The sequence below is a fragment of the Flavobacterium ardleyense genome (genome assembly GCF_042686085.1).
In the GTDB taxonomy this organism is placed as follows: Bacteria; Bacteroidota; Bacteroidia; order Flavobacteriales; family Flavobacteriaceae; genus Flavobacterium; species Flavobacterium ardleyense.
Window position 1 is genome coordinate 24,729 of record NZ_JBHUOL010000006.1, and the last position, 22,425, is coordinate 47,153.

Consider the following 22,425-nt stretch of genomic DNA (forward strand, 5'->3'; position numbering starts at 1 on the left):
TTGTTCATATATAGCATTTTGTATTCTTATTTTTTGTAAAAAATCATGTATACCATTTTGATGATATATGTCATTTTATACAAAGATGTATAGTTATACATTTGCCCTTTCAAATAAATATTAAATAGTAGCTATGAGCACAATTGTACGACCAAAGGTATCAGACAGAGAAGTAGACTGGAACAAATCAAAAGTAATTTTAAGTAAAACTGATAAAAGAGGACTTATTCTATATGCTAATGAAGCTTTTATAGATATTTCAGGATATGACGAATATGAACTTATTGGTGCGCCACATAATGTTATTAGACATCCAGACATGCCAAAAGTCATCTTTAAACTACTTTGGGATACGATTAAAAAGGGTGAAAATGTACATGCAATTGTTAAAAACCTTACAAAGTCAGGAAGATACTACTGGGTAATTACTGATTTTAAAACTATTTTCGATGACGAAGGTGAAATCATATCGTACTTCGGAACAAGAAAAGCAATTCCAAATCAAGATGAAATTATTCCAAAGCATATCGATCCTTTGTATAAAAAATTAGTACAAATAGAAGAAGCATCAGGAATGGAAGCTTCGGAAGCATTTTTAGATGGTTTTTTAGAGGAAAGAAACAAAACCTATACTGAATATGTAGATCATTTAGTAGCAACTGGTAAAGACGATTTTAACAAAGTTAAAAAGGGATTCTTTTCTGGATTTTTCAGAAGTAAAAAGAAATAACAAAACCTATTTTTTGTTTTAAAATGAGTCAGCTAAAGTACTAACAGTAAATGGTAGTGTTTTAGTTATAAATCAAACTATTAAAAAATGAGTACTACAATAGAATTAAAATCGCAGTTGGCAATTTGGAAGAAAGAAATTGATCTATTTATAAAAACTGGCGGCGTTACTATTCCAAAATCAAAATTTATTTTTGATGAGAATAATTTAGGAATTAGTTTTAATACGCTTGTTCGTCCAAATTTCGATGCAATTGAAAATGCTAAGAAGATAGAATTTTACATTAAGAAGAATCTTTTAATCGCAGTTGATATTTACGATCTTAAAAGTAAGAAAGACGATTATCTTCCAGAATATCTAATTGAAGAGTTTTTTGTAACCTGTGATATTTTAGAAAAATTATTCTTAGAGCTTGATAACTAAATCTAACTTATTTAGATAAATGAAAAACTTCGCCCCATCATGTAGATTAAGGCGAAGTTTTTTGATTTAATAACAAAATCAATTATTGTCCAAATTGACCTTCATTTTCTTTGATGTACGCTACGATAAGACTTACTACATCTTCTTCCGTTTCGTTTTCAAAGAACATTTCGTCTAGATCTTCCCAACCAGATATTACTTCTTCATCTGCTTTTTCAATTAATGAAATACGTTCTTCCATATTTGTAGTAAACGTTCCCGGGAAAGATTTTACTGCATTTGCAATTAATTCAGCTGTTTTTGGTGCTTTAATTTCTAAATAAGAAGTAATAATTTCTTCTACAAAATTAGCAGATTCAGATTTGAAAAAGAATTCAAAACCACCGTGGCCCATTGCACCTTCATAAATATCTATGAATACAAATACTTTTTCTTCATCTGTTAAAGCTGAAAAATCTTGTGTTTCTTCTTTCTTCTCCCAAATTAGTGTTCCAATAGCCTCAATTACTGCTACTTCATCTTCTAATTTTAAAATGCTGTCAATTTTACTCATAATTATTTTAATTTATCTTGTAGTACTTTTATATCGTCACGCAATTTTGCTGCTTGCATAAAGTCTAATTCTTTAGCCGCTTTTTCCATCATCTTACGCAAATCTCTAATTTTTTTCTCTAATTCTGGTTTCGAAAGATATAAACTTTCTGGCTCAGCCGCTTTTAATGCTTCTTTTTCATAATATCCAGTCGAAACAGAATTTCCGGTTAAGGCACTTCCTAAGCTTTTCTTTAAAGCTGTTGGTACAAAGCCATGTTTCGTATTATAAGCGGTTTGTTTTTCTCTACGATAAGTAGTTTCATCCATTGTTTTTTGCATCGAAGCAGTAATCTTATCGGCGTACATGATCGCTTTTCCATTTACATTTCGGGCAGCACGACCAACGGTTTGCGTTAACGAACGGTGACTTCTTAAAAATCCTTCTTTATCAGCATCTAAAATAGCAACCAGCGAAACTTCGGGTAAATCTAAACCTTCACGAAGTAAATTCACTCCAATCAATACATCAAAAATACCTTTACGCAGATCTTGCATAATTTCGACACGTTCTAAAGTTTCTACATCCGAATGAATGTAACGACAACGAATAGCCACTTTTGTAAAATATTTTGCTAATTCTTCCGCCATTCTTTTGGTTAAAGTTGTGACTAAAACACGTTCATCAGCTTCACATCTCAACTGAATTTCTTCGATTAAATCATCAATTTGATTCGCGCTTGGACGCACTTCAATAATAGGATCTAATAAACCTGTTGGACGAATTACTTGTTCTACGTAAACACCTTCAGATTTCTGTAACTCATAATCGGCAGGAGTCGCAGAAACATAAACCACCTGATTTTGCAAAGCTTCAAACTCTTCAAACTTCAAAGGACGATTGTCCATCGCAGCAGGTAATCTAAAACCATATTCTACTAAATTTTCTTTTCTACTTCTATCGCCACCATACATGGCGTGGACTTGGGAAATGGTAACGTGACTTTCATCGACAACCATTAAAAAATCATCTGGAAAATAATCTAATAAGCAGAAAGGTCTTGTTCCGGGCAGTCTTCCATCAAGATAACGCGAATAGTTTTCAATTCCTGAGCAATAACCTAATTCCCGAATCATTTCTAAGTCGAAATTTGTACGTTCTTCTAATCGTTTTGCTTCGAGATGTTTCCCAATTTCTTTAAAATAATCAACTTGCTTTACCAAATCTTGCTGGATTGCCCAAATTGCATTTTGTAAAACATCGGGTGAAGTCACGAACATGTTTGCCGGATAAACTGTAAGCTTTTCGTAACGTTCCACAACTTTTGCATTAATCGAGTCAAATGCTTCAATTTCTTCTACTTCATCACCAAAAAAGTGAATTCGGAACGGTTCATCGCCATAACTGGGAAAAATTTCAACAATATCACCTTTAATTCTAAAATTTCCAGGACCAAAATCGGCTTCTGTTCTCGAATACAAACTTTGAACTAATTTGTGTAGTAATTTAGTTCGCGAAATTTGTTCCCCTTTATCAATATTAATAACGTTCTTCTGGAATTCAACCGGATTTCCGATACCATACAAACAAGAAACGGACGAAATCACAATAATATCTCTTCGACCTGAAAGTAAGGCAGAAGTTGTACTTAAACGAAGTTTTTCCAACTCTTCATTGATGGATAAATCTTTTTCTATATAAGTTCCACTAACGGGAATAAAAGCTTCGGGTTGGTAATAATCATAGTACGAAACAAAATATTGTACCGAATTATTAGGGAAAAATTGCTTGAATTCAGAATATAATTGTGCGGCTAAAGTTTTATTATGTGCTAAAACTAAAGTTGGTTTTTGTACTTCTTGAACCACATTTGCAACCGTAAATGTTTTTCCGGAACCAGTAACACCTAAAAGGGTTTGATATTTCTCACCGTTGATAATACCTTTCGCTAATTTTTCAATAGCTTGAGGTTGATCACCAGTAGGAACATAATCGGAAACGACTTGGAATTTCATATATTTTTATAAAGTACAAAGATAGTTAATAGAACTGTTTTATTTTATTTTAACACAATTCAATTTTGAATGTATTATTTTTGACTATTGTTTTAAATTAAGCCTATGAAAATCATCTTTATATTAACTGCATTTTTAAGTTTTCAATCTCATCACGAATTAAAAATCGAAAAAACATCGGAAGACTTTTCTGCTGTTGAAATTGATAATTTTCAAATTGAGAATAATTTAAAAAACGAATTTGTTGAGGTTGCCAGTGGGACTCGAGATGATATTAGCAGGAAAGATTTAATTCATTTTGCTACTACTTTTTTAGGAACGCCCTATGTATATGCAAAACAAGATCCAAAAGTAGGATTTGATTGTTCGGGATTTATTAATTATGTTTTTAAAAATTATAAAATTACCGTTCCTAGAAGTTCAAGTGGTTTCAAAAATTATGGTAGAAAAATAGCTATTAATAATGTAAAAGTTGGCGATGTTTTAGTTTTTACAGGATATCGCGATACAAATTCTGTCGGACATTTAGGAATAGTTTCTGAAGCAAACGGAATGAATTCTAAATTTATTCATGCATCTTCAGGAAAAGTAATGGAAGTAACAATTAGCGACTTGAATTCAACTCATTATTCAAAAAGATTTTTGCACGCGGTTGATGTTATCAATCAATAATTTAATCCCAACACTCCATTAAAAGTAAATCGCCTTCCTGATGTTCAATCGTTACGATTCCATCTTCGACAACGTGATTACTACTTCCAGTGCGATATCCGATAATTAATTCCTCGTTGTTTAAAGGATAAAATAGATTTTTTGTGGTAATTCCAGTGACTTTTCCAATTGGAATTAACGAAATAGTAGTGTTTTTTGGATACCATTTCTCATATTTCTTTTGCAATAAAAACACTTTTGAGTGATCATCTAAAACTACAATTTTCAATTCATTGCGATATGCGACAATGTTGGTGATGTTCGTAATCGTATGATCGGCACGTTTTCCGGTTGCCCAAATTACATTAACTGCTTTATGACCTTTTGCAATAAGGTAATCAAATGCTTTATCCAAATCTGTTTTGTCTTGATCTGGCGTGTGCACAATTTTTAACGGATATTGTTTTTCTAAATAATACGAAGCATCGAAATCTCGGTCAAAATCTCCTAGTAAAACATCTATTTTGATGCCTAATTTAATAACACGATCAATTGCCGAATCCAAAACAATCACTAGTGGCGACCATTCTAACAGTTGCCCGATTAATTCTTCACTGCAAGAAGCACCGTTTGCAATAATTAAAGCAGGTTCTTGATCGTCTCTAACAATGTGGTGTGATGACATATTTATATTTAAAAATCAAAGATAAGGTTTTAAAGTTTTGGACCAATTTCGAACTACTTCAAATTATTGTACTAAATAGTCGACCGTATCAATTTCACTTAAGGAAAAATAACCTAAAGCATAATTAGCAATATTACTTTCATTCACAATATTTCCTCGAACTGTTGCTGGCGTTGTTGCAAATGGATTTCCACCGCCACTTCCCGCGATTGATAAAATTTTGGACATGTAATTATAATAACCAACCGAAATTCCTTGAACGCTTAAATTTAAAGTAATTCCAGGTTCCGTTTTACTACTAGCATAGAATCCAAACATTAGATTTCCTTGAAAAAACTCATCACTAACCGCTCCAAATTCAGGAATCGCTTTATTTGGGTTTTTAATTCTTAGTAAATAGTAGTTGTCTTCAGCACCATTATCTTGGAAAAAATATTTTATTTGGATCTGATCCTCACCAGAAAAACCAGGAACAGTTTCTTGAGTAACATTAGCTATTTCGGGCGTTGCAAATAATTTACTTGACGAAGTGTAAATTTCACCAGAATATTGAATCGTTAAATCATAAGTTTCGTTAATAACAGGTAAAAAATTCGAACATACATAATCGCCTGAATTCGGAACTACTTCTGTAAAATCAAATTCGGTTCCGGTGCTATTAAAAACTTTAACTACCGCACCGCTTGCCGGAAGAATAGTATTCGTATAAAAATCATTCGTCAAACTTAATTTAATCGTTTGATTTTCGCCTGTTGTTCCTTTCTCCCATTTAATAATCGCATCAATTACTAATTTTGGACTATCATTATTCAAATCAATATCGACTACTTTTTCACAATTGGTAAATAGTGTAGCACTGAAAAATAGCGTTATATAAAATATGATCTTTTTCATCCGATTAAAATTTAAAATTATAAGAAACTGATGGAACAATTCCAAAAATTGAAAGGCGAACTGCTTCATTTCTTCCAGTTTCATCGTTTTGTCTAAAACTTATTGATGCCGCGTTGTATCGGCTATAAACATTGTAAATTCCAAATACCCATTCGCGTTCGTATTTGTGTTTTTCTTTGCGTTTTGGCGTTAAAGTTGCCGAAATATCTAAACGATGATAAGCGGGTAATCGGTCTTCATTTCTTGAATTATAACTAGGAACAGTTACACCTTGAAAAATATATTTACCCGAAGGAAAAGTTACAGGTTGACCCGATTGTAAGGTGAAATTCGCTCCAAAAGTCCATTTCGTATCTAATTTATAGCTTCCGGTTACTGCTAAATTATGTGTTTTATCGTAAGCCGAACGATACCAATCGCCATTGTTAATTCCTATTTCTGTGGGTGTTCTTCCAGGAGTTTGTTGTTCCGAACGCGATAAAGTGTAAGCAACCCAACCGTTGAAATTTCCTGAGTTTTTTCGTACTAATACTTCTAATCCGTACGAACGCATTCTTCCGTTTAAAATGATTTGTTCAATCGCTTCATTGGCAATTAAATCGGCACCATCGATATAATCAATTCTGTTTTTGATTTTTTTATAGTAACTTTCTACTTCCAACGAATAATCGCCTTTGCTGAAATTTTTAAAATAACCAATTGCAATTTGGTCGGCCAGTTGAGGTTTTATGTAATTATCACTCGGCGTCCAAACGTCTAATGGAGTAGGAGAAGCCGTGTTTGAAACCAATTGCATATATTGTGTCATTCGATTATAACTCGCTTTTACCGATGTATTTTCGTCAATTTCATAAGCGATAGTTGCTCTAGGTTCGAAATTTACATAATCGGCAATTGACTTATTTTTACCGAAGTATTTTGTCGATGTCGGTGTTCCTTTTTCATAAATTTTTAAATCTTCATTATAAACTACAGCTTGATCATTTGCATAATAATTTACAGTCGAATTTCCCAATCGGTTGAAAGTGCTTAATCGAATTCCGTAAGAAAAGTTTAATTTTTCTGATAATGTTTGTTCCATTTCCGCAAACCATCCGGTTTCTAGAGCATATTTTTTTTCCAATTGTTTGAAGTTGATTGCAGAATTTTCGTCCAATGGATTTATAGTTCCCGGATTCAAATCGAAATAAGTCAGGTTGGTACCAAAATTCATCTTCATTTTATCCGAAATATAATATTTGAAATCGTATTTAATGTTGTAGTTTTTTATGCCTGATTCCCAATTAAATCCAATGAAATTCAAATCTAATCCGTAGTAATAATCACTATAAATCAAGGAAAGATTTGAGAATAGTTTATCTGTAAATAAATGATTCCATCTCAAATTTAAGGTCGAATTTCCGTACGTATTGGATAAAGCATCACTTAATGAAAATATATCTCTTCCAAAATAGCCCGAAACATATAAATTGTTGTTTTCGTTTACTTTGTAATTGATTTTTGTATTCAAATCGTAGAAATAAGCTATGTTTTTATTGTCTGATAATTTTAAGAATAAATGGGCATAAGAACCTCTTCCAGCAATAATGAAGGAGCTTTTGTCTTTTACAATTGGACCTTCGGCTAATAAACGACTCGAAATAAGTCCGATTCCGCCGTTCATGCTGAATTTCTTACTATTTCCATCTTTCTGATAGATATCTAATACAGAAGACGCTCTACCGCCAAATCGAGCTGGGATCCCACCTTTGTATAAGGACAAATCTTTGATCGCATCAGGATTAAAAACTGAGAATAATCCAAATAAATGCGAAGTGCTGTATAAAGTGGCTTCATCTAAAAGTACTAAATTTTGATCGGCACCGCCACCACGAACATTAAATCCCGATTGCCCTTCACCAGCATTCGTTACACCGGGAATAAATAAAAGTGATTTTATAACATCAACTTCGCCCAATAAAACTGGCATTTGTTTGATGGTATTTATGGACAACTTAGTCACACTCATCTCAGGTTTTTTAATCTTGGTTTTATAAGCGTTTTCAAAAACAACAACTTCGGCAAGTTCCGTACTGCTTTCTGTTAGACTGAAGTTTTTCTTTATATTTTGATAAAAATCTATCTTTTCAGATGTATTTCCGTAGCCTAAATAATCTGTTTTTATTTCGTAACTTCCTTTGGGAATTGTTAAAGAGTAAAAACCATATTCGTTGGTGTAAGTTCCTGCTTTTAACTCTGGAATATATACAGAAACACCTATTAATGTTTCGTTGTTTTTAGCATCCGAAATTACACCGCTAATGGTAATCTTTTCTTGGGAAAAGCCAAAAAGGGTAAAAAGTGATAAAAAAGTAAAAAACTTATGTTTTAGCATCATTGTTGCACGGTTTTTGATTTACAAATTTCAGTATAATAATTAGTTAATTTTTAAAACAAATGTTAATTTGTGAGAAAATGCTATTTAAAATTATATTTTTACTTTTTAAGATAATAAAGCAAATGAATTTCAAGATTATTTTATTGGTGATTTTATGTTTCTCTCAATTTAGTTGGGCTCAGGATGACTCGCCTTTTAAATCCAAAAAGTTGAAATTGAATTGGGATCAACCGCCTGCTATCGCAACAGAAGCTGGAGCGAATACTCCTGGTATTCCGTATAAAAGCATTTTAGACAAGGATGATTCGTATTTAAAGAAATATTCCCTTTTCGAAAAGAAGAATGAAACTACCAGTATTTTAGAGAAAAAATCAGAATATAAAAATCCAGGTGATGCTTATAAAGCTAAATTAAATAAAGAAATTAATGAAGGCAGTAAAGTAGATGTTTTCTTCGGAAAATTCATTGTTGAAACACCTAGAATTAAATTGATGACGCGAGATTTCGCAGACCCTGATGGTGATAGAGTTCGTGTAATTTTAGATGATGTGATAGTGATTATGAATATTACTTTAGAAGGTGCTTTTCAAACACATTATATTGATTTAAAAGAAGGTGATAATTTATTAGATATTTTGGCACTTAATCAAGGTTTGTCTGGACCTAATACCGCAACTTTTGCTATATATGATGATAACGACAATCTAATTACTACAAACGATTGGAACTTGAATACAGGTTTGGCCGCTAAGTTTTTCTTAGTCTATCGTAAACCATTACAAAGAAAATAAAAAAAAACTGCCCAAAAAAGAGTTCTATTTATAAAATCTGTAATTTATTTAGACAGAGAAATAGCTCTTTTTTGGGCAGTATAATTTTAACTACTACTAATTTAGTTTTGCTAAAATAGTATTCAATGTAGTACTTGGACGCATTGCTTTGTCAGTCAATTCAAAATTTGGATGATAATAACCACCAATGTTTTGAGGTTTTCCTTGAGCAGCGATTAATTCTTCATTAATTTTTGCTTCGTTAGCCGTTAATTCTGAAGCGATAGGAGCGAAGATAGCTTTCAATTCTGCATCTTTATCTTGATTAGCTAAAGCTTGAGACCAATATAGAGCGATATAAAAATGTGAACCTCTATTGTCTAATTGTCCAATTTTACGAGCTGGTGATTTATCATTTGCTAAGAATTTTTCAGTAGCTTCATCTAAAGTTTCTGATAAAATCATTGCTTTCTCGTTGTTTAACGATTGACCTAAATGTTCTAAAGAAACACCTAAAGCTAAGATTTCACCTAACGAATCCCAACGTAAGTAACCTTCTTCAACAAATTGTTCAATATGTTTTGGAGCTGATCCACCTGCACCAGTTTCGAACAATCCACCACCATTCATTAAGGGAACGATTGATAACATTTTTGCAGAAGTTCCTAATTCTAAAATAGGAAATAAATCTGTTAAATAGTCACGTAAAACGTTTCCTGTAACTGAAATTGTATCTAAACCTGCTTTTAAACGCTCTAAAGTGTATGAAGTAGCAGCTACTGGATTTAAGATTTGAATATCTAAACCTGTAGTGTCGTAATTTTTTAAATAAGTAGTTACTTTTTTAGTAATTTCTCTATCGTGTGCGCGATTTTCATCTAACCAAAATATAGCTGGTGTGTTTGATAATCTTGCTCTGTTTACTGCTAATTTTACCCAATCTTGAATTGGTGCATCTTTAACTTGGCACATTCTAAAAATATCACCTGTTTCCACTTTTTGCTCCATATAAACGTGTCCGTTACCATCAGTAACTTTCACTGTTCCATTTGAAGTCATTTGAAAAGTTTTATCATGCGAACCGTATTCTTCTGCTTTTTGTGCCATCAAACCTACGTTTGGAACACTTCCCATTGTTGTTGGGTCAAAAGCACCGTTTTTCTTACAGAAATCGATAGTTGCAGTATATAAACCAGCGTAACATCTGTCTGGAATTAAAGCTTTAGTATCTTGTTGTTTTCCTGCTGCATTCCACATTTGACCAGAAGTTCGGATCATTGCAGGCATAGAAGCATCAACAATAACATCAGATGGAACTTGGAAGTTCGTAATTCCTTTTTCAGAATTTACCATTGCCACAGCAGGGCCTTTCGCGAAAGCTTCGTATAAAGCTACTTCAACTTCTGCTTGTTTTGGATGTCCAGCAATTTTAGCATAAACATCTCCTAAACCGTTTTTAGTATCAACGTTTAATTCATCGAATAAAGATGCATACATAGCAAAAACATCTGCAAAGAAAACTTCAACAATAGCGCTGAAAATGATAGGGTCTGAAACCTTCATCATTGTAGCTTTTAAGTGTACTGAAAGTAATAATCCTTTTGCTTTTGCATCAGCAATTTCTTTTACAGCAAATTCTTTCAAAGCTTTTAAACTCATTACCGATGAATCGATAATTTCTCCAGCTAATAAAGGAGAAGCAGCTTTTAAAACAGTTGTTGTTCCGTTTTCAGCTGTGAATTCAATTACAAATTGAGATGCTTCTGTCAAGGTAACTGATTTTTCACTTCCGTAGAAATCACCATGATTCATATGAGCTACTTCTGTTTTTGAATCTGCCGACCAAGCTCCCATTGAATGTGGATTTGATTTGGCATAATTCTTAACTGCTTTAGGAGCTCTTCTGTCGGAATTCCCTTCGCGTAATACAGGGTTTACAGCCGAACCTAAAACTTTCGCGTATTTTGTTTTGATTGATTTTTCTTCTTCTGTAGTTGCTTCGTCCGGATAATTTGGAATGTTGTATCCTTGAGATTGCAATTCAGTGATAGCTTGTTTCAATTGTGGAACCGAAGCTGAAATGTTTGGCAATTTAATGATGTTCGCCTCAGGAGTTGTAGCTAATTGACCTAATTCCCCTAAAGCATCGCCCATTTTTTGGTCGTCTTTTAAGAATTCTGGAAAGTTAGATAATATTCTTCCTGCTAAAGAGATATTTCTCGTTTCAATAGTGATATTAGCTGGTTTTGTAAAGGCTTTTACAATAGGTAAAAACGAATGTGTAGCCAACATTGGCGCTTCATCCGTAATGGTATACATTATTTTTGACTGCTTAGACATAGAAGTATGTATTATGTTTGAATATAGTTTGTTAAATCGTCCAAATATAAGAATTTTGAAAGAGATAATTAGTTAAAATGAGTTAAATCTTGCATATTATTCAATAAAAAAGCCACAACAATGTTGTGGCTTTTTATACTTGAGAAAGGAAGATTATTTTTTGTATCTTCTTTCTTGAATTCTTGCTTTTTTACCAGTAAGTTCTCTGAAGTAGTAGATACGAGCTCTACGAACTTTACCTCTTTGATTCACTTCAACTTTTTGAAGAGCAGGTAAGTTTACAGGGAAAATACGCTCAACACCGATAGCACCAGACATTTTACGGATTGTAAAAGTTTCAGTAGCTCCGATTCCTCTTCTTTGGATTACAACTCCTTTGAAGAACTGAGTTCTTGTTTTTTCACCCTCTCTAATTTCGTAGTAAACAGTGATAGTATCACCAGCTCCGAATGTAGGGAAATCTTTTTTTGTTACAAATTCGCTATTAACGAAATCAACTAAATTTGACATAGTCTTTAATAATAAAGGTTTAATTCAAAGCAACATGCACGGGTATCGCCAGAGGTTGGTTCAAAGTGGGTGCAAAAGTAAGAAAATAAAATTATAATTAACAATTTTTGTTAGTAATTTTTAATGACTCAAATTACTCTGAATCTTCGAGTAAATCTGGTCTTCTGTTTTTCGTATGTTCGTAGGCCATATCATCACGCCATTCTTCAATTTTTGCAAAATTACCGCTCAATAATATTTCCGGAACTTTCATTCCTTTGTAGTCAGATGGTCTTGTATATATAGGATGCGATAGTAGATTGTCTTGAAAACTATCGGTCAAGGCCGAAGTTTCGTCGCTCAAAACTCCAGGAATTAATCGAATTATAGCATCACAAAATACGATAGCACCAATTTCACCACCACTCAAAACGTAATCACCAATCGAAATTTCTCGCGTAATATGTAAATCACGCACGCGTTGATCAACACCTTTATAATGTCCGCAAAGAATCAAGATATTTTCATACATCGAAACGGAATTTGCCATTTTTTGGTTCAAAGTTTCCCCATCAGGCGTCATGTAAATGATTTCGTCATAGGTTCTTTCGGCTTTCAACTTAGAAATGCAATCGTCAATAGGTTGAATACTCATCACCATTCCGGCACCACCACCAAATTGATAGTCGTCAACACTTCTTTGTTTATTAGCCGTATAATCTCTTAAATTGTGAAAATGAACTTCCACCAATCCTTTTTCAATGGCACGTTTCATAATGGAAGCCTCAAAAGGACTTCTCAATAATTCGGGTAAAATTGTAATAATATCTATTCGCATGGTGCAAAGATAGTAGATTATTTTTTAGTTGCAGACAAAGAATAGACCATCGGAATTTTATTTTTTAAATGTTTTATTCGGAATTTGTTTAGTTCAAATTCTTCTGTTTGATTAAAACAATTATAGGGTGAATAATCAAATTCATTAAAACAATTTAGCACTAATCCATTATTTAATAGTGCATTCAAGAGTTCGGAAGTAGGATGATTCCAAGTAATTGTGTGGTTAGAAATTGCTGCCCCTTTTTCTGCATAAGTACCCGATTCCTCTTCTGTGATTTGTTCGACATTAAAGTAATTATAAAAAATTTCTTTAAAATCATCATCAAACATCCAAAGAACAGGATGGAAATCTGCCATGATAAATTTACCACCAGGTTTTAAAAAATGAGTAATTACTTTTGCCCATTTATCTAAATCTGGAAACCAACCAATAGTTCCGTAACTCGTGTAAACAATATCGAATTTTTCATCGATGTATTTTGGAGTATCGTAAATATCACAACAAATGAATTTGCAATCTAAACCTAGTTTCTCATTGAATTCTTGTGCTTTTTCAATCGCTTTATCGGATAAATCAATTCCAGTACATTTGGCGCCAAGTCGGGCTAAAGAAAGTGTATCTTGACCAAAATGACATTGCAAATGTAAAATAGTTTTGCCTTTAATATCTCCTAAAAGCGCTAAATCGATTTCAGGTATCGAATTTTTACCTTTTAAAAAATCAGAAACATTATAAAAATCAGAAGCTACATGAATAGCGACTTTATTATTCCATGTTTTTTTATTTACATCTTTATAATCGTCAGTATTCATATAGCTTGTGATTTGATTTTTTAACAAATTACTTCATATAATTAAAATGTTCAAATATTTTTTTGTCCCTAAATTAAGGATTTGTAGACCAAAGTGACGCTCCTTTCAACATCGCTCTTCTTGGTAATTTTAATCCAGCAACGATTAATTCCGCAAAATCTTCCGGTTGTAAAACAGAATCTTCTGAATCTTTGTTTGCGATTCCCAATTCAATTGACATATCTGAAGCAATTGTACTTGGTGTTAAAGTACAAACACGGATATTGTTTTTTCGAACTTCTTTCATTAAGGATTCTGACATTCCAATAACTGCAAATTTAGAAGCCGAGTAAGCCGAAGTATTTGCATTTCCAGTCAAGCCAGCTGTTGAAGCTACGTTAAATATATCACCTTCATTTTTCTCTATTAAATAAGGAAGCACTTCTTTCGTCACAAAATACATTCCCATTACATTGGTTTGAATAATTTCAGACCATTGTTCCACTTTCATATCATTTAACGATCCAAAGGCAGCAATTCCGGCATTATTTACCAAAATATCTACACTTCCGAAATCATCAATAATTGATTTTATTCCTTTCTGAACTTCTTCAAAATTTCCTACATTAAATAGGGCATAGGTCGCATTTACACCTAAAGCTTTTAGTTCGGATACTGTTTCTTGTAAGTTTTTTTCGTTTCTTCCAGTAACAGCTACATTAATTCCTTCCTTCGCGAAAGCGATTGCAGTTGCTTTTCCTAAACCTCTACTTCCTCCAGTTATAATTGCTTTTTTACCTTTTAAATGTTCCATTTTAATGTATTTTTTTATTTGTAGTAAAATTAATTATAAAATATCGCTTTGATATGATTCAAACCTTAAATTAATGATAAAGTTAGGATTGTTTTTTGATTTTCGTTTCCTTTTTAAATTATTCAATTGAATAGAAAATAGCTTTTATTTTTAAGTTTAATTTGTGATTTACTTCAGCCATATAAAACTACTTTTGCACCCATGAATTTATCAAGAACAGACGTAGGTTTTATGGCGATTGCAACAGGATTAATTGTTGCTAATTTATATTATTGTCAACCTTTAGTAATATTAATTGCTAAGGAATTTTTTATTCCCGAAGAGCAAGCAGCAACAATTACGTATTTGACTCAAGCAGGCTATGCGATTGGAATGTTTATTATGGTTCCATTAGGTGATAAGCTCGAACGTAAAAAACAAATTCAATACACCACTTTTGCAGCTATTATTGCACTTGTTTTTGCTGCAACTTCTAAGAGTTTCTTGATGTTGCAAGTTGCCAGTTTTCTAATTGGTGCTTTCTCAATTGTGCCGCAATTAATTTTGCCTTTAGCGGCGAGTTTAGCTTCTCCAGAACAACGAGGAAAAGTAATTGGAACGATAATGAGTGGTTTGCTAGTAGGAATTTTAATTTCTAGAACTGTAAGTGGCTTTGTTGGTCTTTGGATCGGCTGGCGCGGTATGTTTTGGATTGCAGCGTTCTTATGTTTGTTAATTATGCTTGTGATTCAAAAGAAATTCCCGGTGAATCGTCCAAATTTCAAGGGATCTTATATTCAATTATTCAACTCTATGTTTACATTGATAAAAGAACAAAAAATGCTTAGGGAAGCAACGCTGATCAATGCGGTAAGTTTTGCTCAGTTTGGTGCTTTTTGGACAACGATGGTTTTGTTACTTTCCGAAGCTCCTTTCAACTATAATAGCGCAACAATCGGGCTTTTTGGAATTGTTGGTGCTTCCGGAGCTTTAGCAGCACCATTAGTTGGGAAGCTTGGTGATAAAGGAAATCCACGAAAAGTAATTGGTTATGGATGCGTCTTATTACTACTGAGTTTTATAGTTTTTTATTTTTCAGCGGAAAGTTTAGTCGGGATTTTAATCGGAATTGTATTTATAGATGTTGGGTTGCAAGCAATTCATATATCAAACCAAACGCGTATCTATGCTTTTCTTCCTGAGGCTCGGAATAGAATGAACACCATTTTTATGTCGTTTAGTTTTTTAGGAACAGCTTTAGGTTCGGCTTTTGGAATTTGGTTGTGGAATTACGGAAGATGGGAGGCTTTTTCAATTGGAGGAGCTGCTTTATCTATAACCGCTATCATAATTTATCTGCTTACTTATAAAAGAAAATAATTTTCAGAGCGTAGAACTTACAATGTAACCGAAACTTTATTGGATTTAATTTTTTTTATACTTTAAACTGCTTAAAATTGAGTTAAATACGAACATCAAAAATTAAACTTTAGGTCATATCCACATTATTATTTAAATTTGCATCACTAATAAAAAATACAAAAGAATGGAAAACGGAATATACGCTAAATTCAACACTGCAAAAGGTGAGATTTTAGTAAAATTAACACACGATTTAACGCCAGGAACAGTTGGTAACTTCGTTGGATTAGCAGAAGGTCAATTAGAAAATTCGGTAAAACCAATGGGAACGCCTTATTATAATGGATTAACATTTCACAGAGTAATTCCAGATTTCATGATTCAGGGAGGTTGTCCATTAGGAACAGGAACTGGTGATGCTGGTTATAAATTTGACGATGAGTTTCATCCAAGTTTAAAACATGACAAACCAGGGGTTTTATCTATGGCAAATGCTGGTCCTGGAACAAATGGTTCTCAGTTTTTCATTACGCATATTCCTACAAATTGGTTAGATGGAAAACATACTGTTTTTGGTCATGTAGTGGAAGGACAAGATGTTGTTGATGCAGTTGAAGGTTCAGATGCTCTAGATTCTATTGAAATCATTAGAGTAGGAGAAGAGGCTAAAAACTGGAATGCTATTGAAGCTTTCAGAACATTTACTGGTTCAAGAGAAACTAGATTAGCAGAACAAAAAAAAGCGGCAGAGGATGCTTTGGAAAAATTAGCAGCTGGTTTTCAAAAAACAGATAGCGGACTGCGTTACCAAATTATCCAAAAAGGAACTGGTAAGCAAGCAGAAAAAGGTAAAATGGTTTCTGTGCATTACCAAGGTGCTTTAGAAAATGGAGAAGTTTTTGACTCATCATACAAAAGAAAACAACCTATTGATTTTAAATTAGGAGCTGGACAAGTTATCGAAGGTTGGGATGAAGGTGTTGCTTTATTAAAAGTTGGAGATAAAGCTCGTTTTGTTATTCCTTCTTATTTAGGATACGGATCAAGAGGTGCTGGAGGAGTTATTCCTGCAGACGCTACATTGGTTTTTGATGTAGAATTAATGGATGTGAAATAGTCTTCCAATACTATAAAAAAAAGCAGGATATTCCATTTGAATATCCTGCTTTTTTATGCTTATTATTTACGTTTTAACGGTTTGTAATCGTTGTGTATTTTGTGTTGACTACATCCCAATCAATAACATTGAAAATAGCAGTTAAGTATTCGTTTCTTTTATTTTGATAATTAAGATAGTAGGCATGTTCCCAAACATCAATTGCTAAAATAGGAGTTCCTTTAATTTCAGCATTCGGCATTAATGGATTATCTTGATTAGCCGTACTAGTTATTGCTAGTTTTCCTTCATTAGTAACAACTAACCAGGCCCAACCGCTACCAAATTGACTTGAAGCTGCCTCTGTTATCTTTTGCTGAAAATCTTCAAAAGAACCGAATTCCTTGTTAATAGCTTCTTCTAATTTTCCTGTAGGTGCTCCGGTTGTTTTCGAATTTAAAATTTCGAAAAATAAATTATGATTGTAATAGCCACCAGCATTATTTCTTACTGCCGTATTTTTTAAATCTAATTTTGAAAGAATTTCTTCGATGGATTTAGTTTCTAAGTCTGTTCCAGCAATAGCTTTATTCAATTTATTTGCATAACCTAAGTGATGCTTTGAATAATGAACTTCCATGGTTTTAGCATCAATAAATGGTGCTAAATCATCGTAAGCATATTTTAAACCTTTCATTTTAAAAACGCCACCTTCGTCTACTTTTACATCTGCCGGATTTCCATAAGCTGTTTGAGCAGTTATAACTTCAGGATCTGGAATTTTAACTTCAATGAGTTCATTTTCTTTTTTACAGCTAATAAGTGCTAAAAGAAAAAATGCTCCGACTAAGTGTTTTTTCATTTTTGATTAGAATTTAATATTGCGTTCCTTCATTAATTGATTAATGATTTCAATATATTGTTTTTTAGCATCATCTGGAAAGACGTGCTTTTGTTGCATCCAAGCGTTATATTTGAAGGCATTCCTTAAGTCTTGCGGATTTTGAACATATATTTGATTTGTACTTTCTGAAGTAGCTTGTTTGTATAAACCATACAAAACCAATTGCATATCCTGCGGCACCGATTCTTGTGGAATCAATTGCGCATTTGCAAACGCTTCATCAAATAAGGTATTTAAATCTTTTTCGTTCATTATGCTTTTTTACAAATGACTGTTTTATTTCCGGTAGCGATATCTCCTAATTTTACATTTACTTCTGTTCCAAGCGGTAAATAAAGATCTACTCTTGAACCAAATTTGATAAATCCAGCGTCATCTCCTTGCGTAACGCGCATTCCTTCTTTTGCATAGTTCACAATTCTTCTTGCTAAAGCACCTGCAATTTGTCTGTAAAGAATTTCTCCAAAGACACGATTTTCAATTACAACTGTTGTTCTTTCGTTTTCTTCACTTGCTTTTGGATGCCAAGCTACCAAGTATTTACCTGGATGGTACTTACTATACTTAACAAGACCATTAGCGCAATATCTTGTAACGTGAACGTTTATTGGTGACATGAAGATTGAAACCATAAGGCGTTTTTCTTGGAAATATTCAGGTTCGTAAACTTCTTCAATAACAACAACTTTACCATCTACTGGTGCTAAAATATGATTGTCACTGTTGTCTGCAATTCTGGTAGGATTTCTAAAGAATTGTAAAACAATAATTAAAAGTGCTAATCCAAGTACAATAAGGGATATTTTCAACCATTCGATAGAAACGAATTCATCTGCACCTAAAATAATTGCTACTACTAAAACTAGCGTTATGAATATGATTTTTGAACCTTCTTTATGAAACATAATATAAAATTAAATAAAACAAATTAATAATTGGGATTACAAAGATAATACTATCTAATCGGTCTAAGATACCACCATGACCTGGCATTATTTTTCCACTGTCTTTTATACCGGCAACTCTTTTAAATTTGGATTGTATTAAGTCGCCTAAAGTACTAAATATACTAACAATTACAGCGATTATTATCCAAATGTATAAAATCTTCGATTCAATAAAAAATTTAGATAAAAGAACACTGCTAATTATGGTAAATATAATACCACCTACGAAACCTTCAATTGTCTTTTTAGGTGATACACTAGGGAAAAGTTTCGTTTTACCGAAGTTTTTACCCACAATGTAGGCAAAGGTATCATTAGTCCATATTAGTACTAAAATTGAAATTAGTATTTTAGGATTATAGCCTTTGATTCCAATAGCAACATAGTTAACAAGGATGAAAGGAATAATAATATATCCAATAAGCAAGAAGTAGTTAGTTGCCATTCTAAAACCTGTTTTCTCCGTATTGAAAAGATATAACAAGAGCTTAATAGAAGTTAGAATAGAAATACTTGTGATGATTGTTTTAGCAACTAGGTGGTTGTACTGATCCCATAAGAAAAAATAAGCCACAGCTGCTATAAGTAAGCTGAAATATAAATTGATTCGTACAATTTTACAAAACTCATAAACTCCAATAACCAAAAAAACACCAAATAGAAGCGCTAAACTTTCTTTTGAATAAGAGATGCAGCCTAATAATAATATTATGTAAACTGCGCCAGATAGTGCTCTTTTAAGCGTTTCACTCATTTTATAAATCCTCTAGAAGAAGTAGGTAAAGGTTTTTGTGACAACTTCCATAGTGCAGGAAATCTTTTTCTTTTACTTCTTCAAAATATTTTATAGTGGTAATGTTTGTAGGATACCCATCTTGACGAGCATTTTTAATTCTTGTCATTCCATCACCTTTTTCAGCAACTAACTGACTAGTTGTTGCAAATACAATCATATTTGTGGGTAATTCGTCTGGTTTGTAATGTTTCAACTGGTTGGACGAAAATAGAATTGAGCCTTCACTAGCAATTAAGTTTTCACAACCGATTAAAAGGAAACTAGCTTTATCGATAGTTCCGTGTGGGGATAATTTATTTTCTTCTAAGAATTTGAAAAGCCTTTGATCAAAACATAAAGCTTCTTTTTCGTACCAATCATTTTCTGCTAAAATATTTTCAAAGTTATCTGAAACTTCCTTTAAATTTTCGCAATAAATAAACTTGCCACCATTGTTGATGAATTGCATAGTAAATTGCTCATCTACTGGCGTTGAGATATCTGGTGCATAAGGACTCTTGACATCCTCTTGTTTGTCATCTTTTGCCTCATCACTAGAAGTTCCGAAAAATTTTCTAAAAAGACTACTCATTTATTCTTAGCAGGTAAATTATATAGTAAAATTCAAAGGTAATAAAAAACTCAGTTAGATAAGCCACTAACCGAGTTTTTTATTAAGATTATATTGTTGATAAGTATTATTTATCGGCAAAAATTTCATCTTCTTTATCGAAAGGACGTTTTCCGAAAATAGCTTCTAAATCGTCTTTGAAAATAACTTCTTTTTCAATTAAAATATTTGCTAAAAGCGTCAATTTATCTTTATGAGTTTCTAAAAGATGAATAGCTCTTTGATATTGTTCTTCAATTAGTTTAGAAACTTCAAAATCAATTACTCTAGCAGTATCTTCAGAATATGGTTTTGAGAAATTATACTCTGACTGACCTGAAGAATCATAATATGTGATGTTTCCAAGTTTATCATTTAGACCGTAAATGGTAACCATTGCTCTAGCCTGACGGGTTACTTTTTCTAAATCACTTAAAGCTCCTGTAGAAATTTCGTTAAAAATCACTTTTTCTGCAGCTCTTCCGCCCATAGTAGCACACATTTCGTCTAACATCTGGTCTGTTCTTACAATCAGACGCTCTTCTGGTAAATACCAAGCAGCACCTAAACTTTGACCACGAGGAACAATTGTTACTTTTACTAAAGGCGCTGCGTGTTCTAACATCCAGCTCACAGTTGCATGACCAGCTTCGTGATAAGCAATTGCTTTCTTTTCGCTTGGTGTTACAATCTTATTTTTCTTTTCTAAACCACCAACAATTCTGTCAACAGCATCTAAGAAATCTTGTTTGTCTACTGCTTTTTTGTCTTTTCTAGCAGCAATTAATGCAGCTTCGTTACAAACATTAGCAATATCAGCTCCAGAGAATCCTGGTGTTTGTTTTGCTAAAAATTCAGTATCTAATTCTTCTGATTTTTTTATAGGCTTTAAATGTACTTCAAAAATCTGTTTACGTTCTCTAATGTCTGGTAAGTCAACATAGATTTGACGGTCAAAACGACCAGCGCGTAATAAAGCTTTATCTAATACATCTGCACGGTTAGTTGCAGCTAAAACGATAACATTTGAATTGGTACCAAAACCGTCCATTTCTGTAAGAAGTTGGTTCAATGTGTTTTCTCTTTCATCATTTCCACCTGTCATGCTGTTTTTTCCACGAGCTCTTCCGACAGCATCAATCTCATCAATAAAGATAATTGCGGGCGCCTTCTCTTTTGCTTGCTTGAATAAATCTCTAACACGAGAAGCTCCAACGCCAACAAACATTTCAACAAAGTCAGAACCAGATAATGAGAAGAAAGGCACTTTAGCTTCACCAGCAACGGCTTTAGCTAATAATGTTTTTCCTGTTCCTGGAGGTCCAACTAATAAAGCTCCTTTTGGAATTTTCCCTCCAATTGAAGTATATTTTTCAGGATTTTTAAGAAATTCTACAATTTCCATGATTTCCTCTTTTGCACCTTCTAATCCAGCTACGTTTTCAAAAGTAACTCTAGTGTCAGTTTTTTCATCAAAAAGTTTGGCTTTAGACTTTCCTATATTGAAAATTTGTCCACCGCCACCACCAGCACCACCAGACATTCTACGCATCATAAAGATCCATAAAACAACAAGTAATAAGATAGGAATAATTCCAACGATTAGGTCACCTAAAAAGCTTTCAGGTTCTTTTTCATACGAGTTAATTTTCTTTTCAGCATCTGCTTTAGCAAGATTTTCTTGAAAAGTTTTTAAATCACCAATTTCAAAATAATAGTGAGGTCCCTTAGTATTTAATTTATTGGTATAATCATTTTTAACTTTTTCATGATTTTTATCGTCTAGCGCTTCCTTTTTAAGGAAAACGGTAGCTTTAGTATTAGTAAAAGTTACTTTGTCTACTTGACCAGCTTGTAAAAATTGATTGAATTTTGATAAACTTGTCTTACCAGGATTACTTAAGTCAAACCCATTAGAGATAAAGCTGATAGTTATAAAAATTACTATAACAGTAGCAAGACTCATCCATGGGCTGTACTTAAAGCCCGAATTCTTATTGTTGCTATTTGGTGCCATAAAAGTTTTTAGTATTTTGATTCAATAGTAGTGATTTTTGCATCACCCCATAAATTCTCTATTCGGTAGTATTCACGAATGTGTTTTTGGAAAACATGCACTACTATATTAACGTAGTCCATTAAAACCCATTCGCCATTTTCAGAACCTTCAACATGCCAAGGCTTGTCTTTTAATTCTCTTGAAACAATTTTTTGGATAGAACCCACGATAGCATTAACCTGTGTGTTTGAGTTTCCGTCGCAGATTACAAAATAATCACAAACGGTGTTGTCTATCTCTCTTAAATCAAGTATCTTAATGTTATCTCCTTTTACTTCTTCGATACCCTTTATGATGTTTGCTAATAAATCATCATTGTTTATATTTTTCTTAGCCATTTA

At 32.9% G+C, this 22,425-nt stretch carries 23 protein-coding genes; 6 read left to right on the forward strand and 17 right to left on the reverse strand.

Going from position 1 to position 22,425, the window contains the following annotated elements:
• Nucleotides 1-133 precede the first annotated feature (133 nt).
• Nucleotides 134-730 (forward strand): PAS domain-containing protein, encoded by a 597-nt coding sequence (locus ACFSX9_RS01765; RefSeq protein ID WP_379803625.1) that lies wholly within the window; start codon nt 134-136, stop codon nt 728-730.
• Between the two features lie 87 nt (nt 731-817).
• A complete protein-coding gene (locus ACFSX9_RS01770; RefSeq protein WP_379803628.1) occupies nt 818-1,153 on the forward strand; it encodes a hypothetical protein in 336 nt (111 codons plus the stop codon).
• 82 nt (nt 1,154-1,235) lie between these two features.
• On the opposite strand, the gene ACFSX9_RS01775 is transcribed toward ACFSX9_RS01770, so the two are convergent.
• A complete protein-coding gene (locus ACFSX9_RS01775) occupies nt 1,236-1,706 on the reverse strand; it encodes a DMP19 family protein (RefSeq protein WP_379803630.1) in 471 nt (156 codons plus the stop codon).
• A 2-nt stretch (nt 1,707-1,708) separates the two neighbouring features.
• The gene (gene uvrB, locus ACFSX9_RS01780) at nt 1,709-3,700 is read right to left on the reverse strand and encodes an excinuclease ABC subunit UvrB (protein WP_379803632.1); all 1,992 of its coding nucleotides are present in this window, start codon (nt 3,698-3,700) and stop codon (nt 1,709-1,711) included.
• Between the two features lie 105 nt (nt 3,701-3,805).
• Between uvrB and ACFSX9_RS01785 the strand changes: the two genes are divergently transcribed.
• Complete coding sequence (locus tag ACFSX9_RS01785) at nt 3,806-4,372, forward strand: C40 family peptidase (RefSeq protein WP_379803634.1); 567 nt, start codon at nt 3,806-3,808, stop codon at nt 4,370-4,372.
• A 1-nt stretch (nt 4,373) separates the two neighbouring features.
• On the opposite strand, the gene ACFSX9_RS01790 is transcribed toward ACFSX9_RS01785, so the two are convergent.
• The 3 genes from ACFSX9_RS01790 to ACFSX9_RS01800 all read right to left on the reverse strand — a co-directional run bounded on the left by ACFSX9_RS01790 (nt 4,374) and on the right by ACFSX9_RS01800 (nt 8,304).
• Nucleotides 4,374-5,036, reverse strand: a complete 663-nt coding sequence (locus tag ACFSX9_RS01790) for a thiamine diphosphokinase (protein ID WP_379803637.1) — start codon at nt 5,034-5,036, stop codon at nt 4,374-4,376.
• A 63-nt stretch (nt 5,037-5,099) separates the two neighbouring features.
• Nucleotides 5,100-5,930: a DUF4249 domain-containing protein gene (locus ACFSX9_RS01795; protein ID WP_379803640.1), complete on the reverse strand. Its 831-nt coding sequence runs from the start codon at nt 5,928-5,930 to the stop codon at nt 5,100-5,102.
• A 4-nt stretch (nt 5,931-5,934) separates the two neighbouring features.
• Complete coding sequence (locus ACFSX9_RS01800; protein ID WP_379804649.1) at nt 5,935-8,304, reverse strand: TonB-dependent receptor; 2,370 nt, start codon at nt 8,302-8,304, stop codon at nt 5,935-5,937.
• Between the two features lie 125 nt (nt 8,305-8,429).
• On the opposite strand from ACFSX9_RS01800, the gene ACFSX9_RS01805 reads away from it, so the two are divergent.
• Entirely contained in the window at nt 8,430-9,098 is a 669-nt protein-coding gene (locus tag ACFSX9_RS01805) for a hypothetical protein (RefSeq protein WP_379803643.1), read from the forward strand.
• Between the two features lie 96 nt (nt 9,099-9,194).
• Here the strand turns inward: ACFSX9_RS01805 and ACFSX9_RS01810 are convergent, their stop codons facing one another.
• The 5 genes from ACFSX9_RS01810 to ACFSX9_RS01830 form a co-directional block, all read right to left on the reverse strand.
• Nucleotides 9,195-11,417: an NADP-dependent isocitrate dehydrogenase gene (locus ACFSX9_RS01810; RefSeq protein ID WP_379803646.1), complete on the reverse strand. Its 2,223-nt coding sequence runs from the start codon at nt 11,415-11,417 to the stop codon at nt 9,195-9,197.
• A 153-nt stretch (nt 11,418-11,570) separates the two neighbouring features.
• The gene (rplS, locus tag ACFSX9_RS01815) at nt 11,571-11,927 is read right to left on the reverse strand and encodes a 50S ribosomal protein L19 (RefSeq protein ID WP_379803649.1); all 357 of its coding nucleotides are present in this window, start codon (nt 11,925-11,927) and stop codon (nt 11,571-11,573) included.
• Nucleotides 11,928-12,060: 133 nt separating this feature from the next.
• Nucleotides 12,061-12,744: a tRNA (guanosine(37)-N1)-methyltransferase TrmD gene (gene trmD, locus ACFSX9_RS01820; protein WP_379803652.1), complete on the reverse strand. Its 684-nt coding sequence runs from the start codon at nt 12,742-12,744 to the stop codon at nt 12,061-12,063.
• A gap of 17 nt (nt 12,745-12,761) precedes the next feature.
• Nucleotides 12,762-13,559, reverse strand: coding sequence for a class I SAM-dependent methyltransferase (locus ACFSX9_RS01825; protein WP_379803654.1), 798 nt, complete (start codon nt 13,557-13,559; stop codon nt 12,762-12,764).
• Between the two features lie 73 nt (nt 13,560-13,632).
• The gene (locus ACFSX9_RS01830) at nt 13,633-14,352 is read right to left on the reverse strand and encodes a 3-ketoacyl-ACP reductase (RefSeq protein ID WP_379803656.1); all 720 of its coding nucleotides are present in this window, start codon (nt 14,350-14,352) and stop codon (nt 13,633-13,635) included.
• A 201-nt stretch (nt 14,353-14,553) separates the two neighbouring features.
• Between ACFSX9_RS01830 and ACFSX9_RS01835 the strand changes: the two genes are divergently transcribed.
• Together ACFSX9_RS01835 and ACFSX9_RS01840 are read left to right on the forward strand one after the other, a co-directional pair.
• Nucleotides 14,554-15,711 (forward strand): MFS transporter, encoded by a 1,158-nt coding sequence (locus tag ACFSX9_RS01835; RefSeq protein WP_379803658.1) that lies wholly within the window; start codon nt 14,554-14,556, stop codon nt 15,709-15,711.
• A gap of 166 nt (nt 15,712-15,877) precedes the next feature.
• Nucleotides 15,878-16,810: a peptidylprolyl isomerase gene (locus ACFSX9_RS01840; protein ID WP_379803661.1), complete on the forward strand. Its 933-nt coding sequence runs from the start codon at nt 15,878-15,880 to the stop codon at nt 16,808-16,810.
• A gap of 73 nt (nt 16,811-16,883) precedes the next feature.
• Here ACFSX9_RS01840 and ACFSX9_RS01845 read toward each other — a convergent pair whose 3' ends face one another.
• From ACFSX9_RS01845 to rsfS, 7 genes are all read right to left on the reverse strand, one after another.
• Nucleotides 16,884-17,651: a superoxide dismutase gene (locus ACFSX9_RS01845; RefSeq protein ID WP_379803663.1), complete on the reverse strand. Its 768-nt coding sequence runs from the start codon at nt 17,649-17,651 to the stop codon at nt 16,884-16,886.
• A gap of 6 nt (nt 17,652-17,657) precedes the next feature.
• Nucleotides 17,658-17,945, reverse strand: a complete 288-nt coding sequence (locus ACFSX9_RS01850; protein ID WP_379803665.1) for an acyl-CoA-binding protein — start codon at nt 17,943-17,945, stop codon at nt 17,658-17,660.
• The gene (locus tag ACFSX9_RS01855) at nt 17,945-18,598 is read right to left on the reverse strand and encodes a phosphatidylserine decarboxylase family protein (protein WP_379803668.1); all 654 of its coding nucleotides are present in this window, start codon (nt 18,596-18,598) and stop codon (nt 17,945-17,947) included. Before ACFSX9_RS01855 ends, ACFSX9_RS01850 begins: the two co-directional genes overlap by 1 nt.
• Nucleotides 18,588-19,394, reverse strand: a complete 807-nt coding sequence (locus tag ACFSX9_RS01860; protein ID WP_379803670.1) for a phosphatidate cytidylyltransferase — start codon at nt 19,392-19,394, stop codon at nt 18,588-18,590. The genes ACFSX9_RS01855 and ACFSX9_RS01860 overlap by 11 nt, the downstream gene beginning before the upstream one ends.
• Before the next feature lies 1 nt (nt 19,395).
• On the reverse strand, nt 19,396-20,007 hold the full coding sequence (locus ACFSX9_RS01865) for a lactate utilization protein B/C (RefSeq protein ID WP_379803673.1): 612 nt from the start codon (nt 20,005-20,007) through the stop codon (nt 19,396-19,398).
• Nucleotides 20,008-20,113: 106 nt separating this feature from the next.
• The gene (gene ftsH / locus ACFSX9_RS01870) at nt 20,114-22,042 is read right to left on the reverse strand and encodes an ATP-dependent zinc metalloprotease FtsH (RefSeq protein ID WP_379803675.1); all 1,929 of its coding nucleotides are present in this window, start codon (nt 22,040-22,042) and stop codon (nt 20,114-20,116) included.
• 8 nt (nt 22,043-22,050) lie between these two features.
• A complete protein-coding gene (gene rsfS, locus ACFSX9_RS01875) occupies nt 22,051-22,422 on the reverse strand; it encodes a ribosome silencing factor (RefSeq protein WP_379803677.1) in 372 nt (123 codons plus the stop codon).
• Nucleotides 22,423-22,425 lie beyond the last annotated feature (3 nt).

What these genes read in the sequence shown, in the direction of transcription:
- ACFSX9_RS01805 (WP_379803643.1), top strand. Translation starts at nt 8,430, where the DNA reads ATGAATTTCAAGATTATTTTATTGGTGATTTTATGTTTCTCTCAATTT.
- ACFSX9_RS01785 (WP_379803634.1), top strand. Translation starts at nt 3,806, where the DNA reads ATGAAAATCATCTTTATATTAACTGCATTTTTAAGTTTTCAATCTCAT.
- ACFSX9_RS01860 (WP_379803670.1), bottom strand. Translation starts at nt 19,394, where the DNA reads ATGAGTGAAACGCTTAAAAGAGCACTATCTGGCGCAGTTTACATAATA.
- ACFSX9_RS01800 (WP_379804649.1), bottom strand. Translation starts at nt 8,304, where the DNA reads ATGCTAAAACATAAGTTTTTTACTTTTTTATCACTTTTTACCCTTTTT.
- uvrB (WP_379803632.1), bottom strand. Translation starts at nt 3,700, where the DNA reads ATGAAATTCCAAGTCGTTTCCGATTATGTTCCTACTGGTGATCAACCT.
- ACFSX9_RS01775 (WP_379803630.1), bottom strand. Translation starts at nt 1,706, where the DNA reads ATGAGTAAAATTGACAGCATTTTAAAATTAGAAGATGAAGTAGCAGTA.
- ACFSX9_RS01840 (WP_379803661.1), top strand. Translation starts at nt 15,878, where the DNA reads ATGGAAAACGGAATATACGCTAAATTCAACACTGCAAAAGGTGAGATT.
- rplS (WP_379803649.1), bottom strand. Translation starts at nt 11,927, where the DNA reads ATGTCAAATTTAGTTGATTTCGTTAATAGCGAATTTGTAACAAAAAAA.
- ACFSX9_RS01765 (WP_379803625.1), top strand. Translation starts at nt 134, where the DNA reads ATGAGCACAATTGTACGACCAAAGGTATCAGACAGAGAAGTAGACTGG.
- ACFSX9_RS01835 (WP_379803658.1), top strand. Translation starts at nt 14,554, where the DNA reads ATGAATTTATCAAGAACAGACGTAGGTTTTATGGCGATTGCAACAGGA.
- ACFSX9_RS01795 (WP_379803640.1), bottom strand. Translation starts at nt 5,930, where the DNA reads ATGAAAAAGATCATATTTTATATAACGCTATTTTTCAGTGCTACACTA.
- ACFSX9_RS01865 (WP_379803673.1), bottom strand. Translation starts at nt 20,007, where the DNA reads ATGAGTAGTCTTTTTAGAAAATTTTTCGGAACTTCTAGTGATGAGGCA.
- ACFSX9_RS01825 (WP_379803654.1), bottom strand. Translation starts at nt 13,559, where the DNA reads ATGAATACTGACGATTATAAAGATGTAAATAAAAAAACATGGAATAAT.
- ACFSX9_RS01830 (WP_379803656.1), bottom strand. Translation starts at nt 14,352, where the DNA reads ATGGAACATTTAAAAGGTAAAAAAGCAATTATAACTGGAGGAAGTAGA.
- ACFSX9_RS01790 (WP_379803637.1), bottom strand. Translation starts at nt 5,036, where the DNA reads ATGTCATCACACCACATTGTTAGAGACGATCAAGAACCTGCTTTAATT.
- ACFSX9_RS01845 (WP_379803663.1), bottom strand. Translation starts at nt 17,651, where the DNA reads ATGAAAAAACACTTAGTCGGAGCATTTTTTCTTTTAGCACTTATTAGC.
- ACFSX9_RS01810 (WP_379803646.1), bottom strand. Translation starts at nt 11,417, where the DNA reads ATGTCTAAGCAGTCAAAAATAATGTATACCATTACGGATGAAGCGCCA.
- ftsH (WP_379803675.1), bottom strand. Translation starts at nt 22,042, where the DNA reads ATGGCACCAAATAGCAACAATAAGAATTCGGGCTTTAAGTACAGCCCA.
- ACFSX9_RS01850 (WP_379803665.1), bottom strand. Translation starts at nt 17,945, where the DNA reads ATGAACGAAAAAGATTTAAATACCTTATTTGATGAAGCGTTTGCAAAT.
- trmD (WP_379803652.1), bottom strand. Translation starts at nt 12,744, where the DNA reads ATGCGAATAGATATTATTACAATTTTACCCGAATTATTGAGAAGTCCT.
- ACFSX9_RS01855 (WP_379803668.1), bottom strand. Translation starts at nt 18,598, where the DNA reads ATGTTTCATAAAGAAGGTTCAAAAATCATATTCATAACGCTAGTTTTA.
- rsfS (WP_379803677.1), bottom strand. Translation starts at nt 22,422, where the DNA reads ATGGCTAAGAAAAATATAAACAATGATGATTTATTAGCAAACATCATA.
- ACFSX9_RS01770 (WP_379803628.1), top strand. Translation starts at nt 818, where the DNA reads ATGAGTACTACAATAGAATTAAAATCGCAGTTGGCAATTTGGAAGAAA.